This window comes from Mycobacterium gordonae (assembly GCF_002101675.1).
GTDB lineage: Bacteria > Actinomycetota > Actinomycetes > Mycobacteriales > Mycobacteriaceae > Mycobacterium > Mycobacterium gordonae.
Genome location: NZ_LQOY01000062.1, coordinates 1 through 4813 on the forward strand (window position 1 = coordinate 1; position 4813 = coordinate 4813).

Consider the following 4813-nt stretch of genomic DNA (forward strand, 5'->3'; position numbering starts at 1 on the left):
GGTGGTGCCAGTACCACCTGGAATGGCGGGTTCGGCGGGGTCGGCGGCATGGGCTTCGGCGGATTCGGCAGCAACCTCTACTTCAGCGGCGGCGCCGGCGGCGACGGTGGCTACGGCGGCAACATCGGCGGGACCGGCGAAAGGGGCGGTAACGCGGGGCTGTTCGGCAACGGTGGTAACGGCGGTGCCGGCGGCGCCGGCGGCGTCCAGGGCGGGCCCGGCGGTGCTGGTGGGGCGGGCGGCTTCATCGGCAACGGCGGCAACGGCGGCAACGGCGGCGCCGGACCGATTCACGGGAGCCCCGGCGCGGGCGGCGCCGCGCTGATCGGTGCGGGCGGGCTGCCCGGCCAGCCGTAGAACGGCTAAATCAACTGCGTTCCAACAACTTCAGCAGGTAATTGCCGTACCCGGACTTGACCAGGCTCTGCCCGCGCTGCGCCAACTGCTCGTCGTCGATCCAGCCCAATCGCCATGCCACTTCTTCGGGAACGCTGACCTTCAGCCCCTGCCGCAATTCCAGCGTCCGGACGAAATCTGCGGCGTCGAGCAAGGAATCGAACGTACCGGTGTCCAACCACGCCGTGCCGCGGGCCAGCACCTCAACGGCCAGCCGGCCGCGGTTCAGGTAGATCTGGTTGACCTCGGTGATCTCGTATTCGCCGCGGGCGGACTTTTTCAGACCCTTGGCGATCTCGACCACATCGTTGTCGTAGAAATACAGACCCGGGACCGCGTATTGCGACTTCGGGGTCGCCGGCTTCTCCTCGAGCGACACCGCCATGCCGCCCGCGTCGAACTCCACCACACCGTAGGCCGACGGGTTGGCCACCCAATAGGCGAAAACCGCTCCGCCAGTGATGGATTGAAACCGGCTCAGGCTGGTGCCCAACCCGGGACCGTAGAAGATGTTGTCGCCCAACACCAATGCCACAGAATCATTGCCGATGTGATCGGCGCCGAGGACGAATGCCTGAGCCAGGCCGTCGGGTCGCTCCTGAACCGCATAGGTCAGGTTGATCCCGAATTGAGTTCCGTCACCGAGTAGTCGGTGGAATCCGGCCGCGTCGTGCGGGGTGGTGACCATCAGGATGTCGCGGATGCCGGCCATCATCAGGGTGGTCAGCGGGTAGTAGATCATCGGCTTGTCGTAGACCGGCAGCAACTGCTTGCTGATCCCCATCGTGATCGGGTACAGACGGGTGCCTGAACCACCCGCCAAGATGATCCCGCGCATAACTGACTCCCTCAGCCTCAGTCGACCCGGTCGTTCTCGGTGAGTTCGGTCGCCGACAGCGCCGACGCCAGGTCCGCGTGACGGAACACCGACGTGACATGGTCGCGGACCACCCGGAAAGCCGACGCGGTCGTCGACGCGTTGAAGGGCTTGTTGCGGTCGCTGATCTGCTGTTCGACGACCACTATGCCGTCGTGTGTGTACATCCGGCCGAGTTCTGCCCGCGCTGTCAGCGAGCTGACCCAACGCCGCAGCGCGTCGTGGCCCTGTAGCGCGCCGTGTGCGTCACCGATTTCGATGTCGTCACTGGACAAAGAAACCAGGGTGTCGATGTCGACGCTGTTCAGGGCATCGTGCCAGGCGAGCACGGTGGCGATCTCGGATGTGGTCATGGACTGCAAGTCTAGAGAGGGGTGCGGTCCAGCCACCTCCGCCATACGGCTTCGTCGCCGAACACCGCGATGCCGGTCTCGGCGAGAGGGACTCGGCGGGTCATGGCAAGCAGAAGTTCGGTGGCCGCACCGCGCAGCGCGACGGTGCCTTTGCCATGTTCGTGCGACCACGTGATGACGACGTCGTCGACGGCCACCGTCCATTCGCCGGCCTCGCCCAAGCCGGGATCGGTGGCGTGCAGGTGCAGTGTGTCACCACCCTCCAGCGGAAGCGCGGCACCGTCCTTTCCGGCTTGGATCACGATGCGTTCCAGGAACTCGTCGATCCCGTCAGCCGCCACCGCGGCATCGAGGGTGAAATCGGCGCCGACGGCCAAGGCGGCGTCGGCTCGATGCACCAGGTTCTCGTGCAGGCGTCGCCGGACCCACCAGTTCGCCGGCCGGGGCCCGAGGAATGTCCAGACCGGGGTGTCGCCTCCGGCCACTTCGACGGCGTCGACCAGTAGCTGCGCGCCGTCGTTGAGCCACGCAATCGCGTCGTCCAACTCCGGTGGCGGTTTGCCACCTTCGACGCTGCGGAAATCGAGAAAGGTGTCCATCCGGTCGCGGACGATCTGCGCGGCCCAGCGATCACCGCGACCGACGTGGCGGAACAGCTGTTCAAGGTTCCAGCCTGGACAGGTCGGCACCGGCGTCGATTGATCGGCGGCGCGGATCAGTTCGCCGAGAGCCCGGGTTTCTGCGAGGTATGTCGACGCGTAATCCACCCGGATGACGCTACTCCCGCCGTCAGTAGACCGACACGGCGTTGCTTTCGGCCCACGTTTTCTCGGCGTCCGAACCGCCCGGCGGCGGAACGAGCCCGTTGATCATCCACAGCTCCTCGCTGGTTTCGTCGACGTGAAACTCCCAGTGCAGATCGGGTTTGGTCGCAGCGAGCGGAGTCAGGATGTTCTTGATCCAGCGGGTGATCCGCTGACGATCCACCGTGTCGCGCGAATGCCGGGCGATGTGATCGATGACGACGCGGATGGCCATCGGAGCCGGCTCGCCGCCTACGTAGAAGTCCTGGGTTCCAGTCTCCTTGAACAACGTGATCACGTAGAACCGTGGCAGACCGGCCTTCTCGTAGTGGTCGGTGATCCGGCCTGCCAGCTCGTGCTTCTCGGCGTCAGTGAAGACGCCGGGCGAATGGTGAATTGTCCACAGCGGCATGATGTTTCCTAGCGCGCCAGCGTGAAGGCCAGGTTCTCCACCGGGCCCGACAGTGCGGCCTTGACGTTGACGGTGACGTCGTCGACGAGCACCTCGACGGCCCCGGCTTCCAACCCGTCCACGATCCGTCGGGCGACCTCGGCAGGCGTCGTCTTCTGCATCGGGATATCCGCGACCATGTCGGTGTCGATGAATCCGGCGTGCACGCCGACCACCTGGGTGTGCTGCGACTCCAGTTCCAGGCGTAGCGAGTTGGTGACCGACCAGATCGCGGCTTTGGAGGCACCATAGGCTCCGCTGCCGGCCAGCCAGGACAGCACCGAATGCACGTTGACCACCGCGCCGCCGCCGTTGGCCGCCAGGATCGGTGCAAACGCCCGCGTGACCCGCAGCGGCCCGAAGACGTTGATATCGAACGTTTCCTGGACCTGATCGAAGTTTCCAGTCAGTAGCGGAGCGGGGATGAGGATGCCCGCGTTGTTGATCACGATGTCGGCGTCGCCCGCGTTCTGGGCGAGCGTGGCGACCGAGTCGGCTGATCGGACTTGCAGTTCCCGGGTCACCACCTGCGGGCGCTCATCGGTGAAAGAGCTTGTGGCGGTGGAATAGACCTTGCGGGCCCCTCGGGCCAGCACCTCGTCGACCAGGGCCGCGCCCAGCCCGCGCCGGCCTCCTGTCACCACAACCACCTTGTCGGCTACCGCAACCATGTCATGCTTCCTTCCACTTCCCTGACTAACGACTTCGTTAGTTAGATCGAACCACGCTATGCTGGATAACGCAATCGTTACTTATGTGAGGTGCGTCATGGAGTTCGAGAAGAAGCTGCGCGACCGCAAGAAGTGGTCGATCGGCGATGGCTGCTCGATGGCCAAGGCGCTCGACCTGCTGAACACCAAGACCACGTTTCTGGTGCTACGTGAATGTTTCTACGGCACAACCCGTTTCGAGGACTTCGTGGAGAGGATCGGCACGTCCGCACCGGCGGTCTCGCGGGCGATGAAGCAGTTGGAGTCGGCCGGCATCGTCACCCGGGTGCCCTATCAGGAACCGGGCCGCCGGGCCCGCGACGAGTACCACCTCACCCCGGCGGGCAAGGACCTGCTACCGGTCTTCCTGTCGTTGGTGCAGTGGGGGGACAAGCACCTGCAGAACGGTCGGGGCCCGTTGCGATTCGTCGACGCCACGAGCGGGCGGGCTCTCGGGGTACGAATTGCCGATGAATCCGGTGCTCTGGTGCAGGATTCCGACGACGTTGAGATTCGGCTGAATTACCCGACCAGAGGGCGGTGAAAGCACTCTCTAAAGATTGGACTTTGAACGCCGGTGCACGTCTGCGCCGGTAACCGATATATGAATCAATGTATAGAGCGGCGGGCAAACAATGAAATGTCCCGGAATCGTGTAGGTTTTGGGTTCCGTCACGTTGTTGACGGGTCGAGAAGTTGCCCGGTGGGAGGACCACGATGTCGTATCTCATGGCCGCACCGGAACGGATCGCGACGGCGGCAGCCGATGCCGCGGGTATCAACTCTTTGATGCGGGCGGCCAACTCGGCGGCGTTGGCCCCTACCTGCACGCTGATCGCCGCTGCCGGTGATGAAGTATCGGCAGCGGTCGCCTCAGCGTTTTCCGGCTACGCCGAGGAATACCAGAGGCTCGGCGCGCAGGTGGTGGCGCTACATGAGCAATTTGTGCGGGCAGTGAGTGAGGCCGGCGGGGCGTATGCGGCCGCGGATGCCGCTAACGCCGGCCCACTGCAGGCCGTCGTCAGCGACGTCCTGGGTCTGGTCAATGCGCCGACGAACTTCTTCTTGGGACGTCCGTTGATCGGCAACGGGGTTGACGGGATGCCCGGCAGCGGGCAGGCCGGTGGGGACGGCGGGATTCTGTGGGGCGATGGCGGTGCAGGCGGGTCGGGGTGGCTAGGTCAAAGTGGGGGGCGCGGCGGTAATGCCGGATTGATCGGCAA

The 4813-nt window shown here is 64.8% G+C and carries 7 protein-coding genes and 1 pseudogene; 3 read left to right on the forward strand and 5 right to left on the reverse strand.

What is annotated here, in order from left to right; translation table 11 throughout:
• A pseudogene (locus tag AWC08_RS10205) lies at window positions 1–357 on the forward strand (PE-PGRS family protein); the annotation flags it as partial.
• Between the two features lie 10 nt (window positions 358–367).
• On the opposite strand, the gene rfbA reads toward AWC08_RS10205, so the two are convergent.
• From rfbA to AWC08_RS10230, 5 genes are read right to left on the reverse strand one after another with little or no spacing between them, the layout of a single operon-like run.
• Complete coding sequence (gene rfbA, locus AWC08_RS10210) at window positions 368–1234, reverse strand: glucose-1-phosphate thymidylyltransferase RfbA (protein WP_069435004.1); 867 nt, start codon at window positions 1232–1234, stop codon at window positions 368–370.
• A gap of 17 nt (window positions 1235–1251) precedes the next feature.
• Complete coding sequence (locus AWC08_RS10215) at window positions 1252–1626, reverse strand: nuclear transport factor 2 family protein (protein ID WP_069435005.1); 375 nt, start codon at window positions 1624–1626, stop codon at window positions 1252–1254.
• A gap of 11 nt (window positions 1627–1637) precedes the next feature.
• Window positions 1638–2393, reverse strand: a complete 756-nt coding sequence (locus AWC08_RS10220; RefSeq protein WP_069435006.1) for a maleylpyruvate isomerase family mycothiol-dependent enzyme — start codon at window positions 2391–2393, stop codon at window positions 1638–1640.
• 22 nt (window positions 2394–2415) lie between these two features.
• Window positions 2416–2841 (reverse strand): tautomerase family protein, encoded by a 426-nt coding sequence (locus tag AWC08_RS10225; protein ID WP_065132367.1) that lies wholly within the window; start codon window positions 2839–2841, stop codon window positions 2416–2418.
• Window positions 2842–2849: 8 nt separating this feature from the next.
• Window positions 2850–3551: an SDR family oxidoreductase gene (locus AWC08_RS10230; RefSeq protein ID WP_065132368.1), complete on the reverse strand. Its 702-nt coding sequence runs from the start codon at window positions 3549–3551 to the stop codon at window positions 2850–2852.
• 97 nt (window positions 3552–3648) lie between these two features.
• On the opposite strand from AWC08_RS10230, the gene AWC08_RS10235 reads away from it, so the two are divergent.
• Together AWC08_RS10235 and AWC08_RS10240 are read left to right on the forward strand one after the other, a co-directional pair.
• Window positions 3649–4134, forward strand: a complete 486-nt coding sequence (locus tag AWC08_RS10235) for a winged helix-turn-helix transcriptional regulator (protein WP_069435007.1) — start codon at window positions 3649–3651, stop codon at window positions 4132–4134.
• A gap of 173 nt (window positions 4135–4307) precedes the next feature.
• Window positions 4308–4813 (forward strand): PE family protein (locus AWC08_RS10240; RefSeq protein ID WP_085087744.1); only part of this gene is annotated, 506 nt, incomplete at its 3' end.

Coding starts and splice junctions, on each gene's coding strand:
- rfbA (WP_069435004.1), bottom strand. CDS start 1,234: ATGCGCGGGATCATCTTGGCGGGTGGTTCAGGCACCCGTCTGTACCCG.
- AWC08_RS10215 (WP_069435005.1), bottom strand. CDS start 1,626: ATGACCACATCCGAGATCGCCACCGTGCTCGCCTGGCACGATGCCCTG.
- AWC08_RS10225 (WP_065132367.1), bottom strand. CDS start 2,841: ATGCCGCTGTGGACAATTCACCATTCGCCCGGCGTCTTCACTGACGCC.
- AWC08_RS10230 (WP_065132368.1), bottom strand. CDS start 3,551: ATGGTTGCGGTAGCCGACAAGGTGGTTGTGGTGACAGGAGGCCGGCGC.
- AWC08_RS10235 (WP_069435007.1), top strand. CDS start 3,649: ATGGAGTTCGAGAAGAAGCTGCGCGACCGCAAGAAGTGGTCGATCGGC.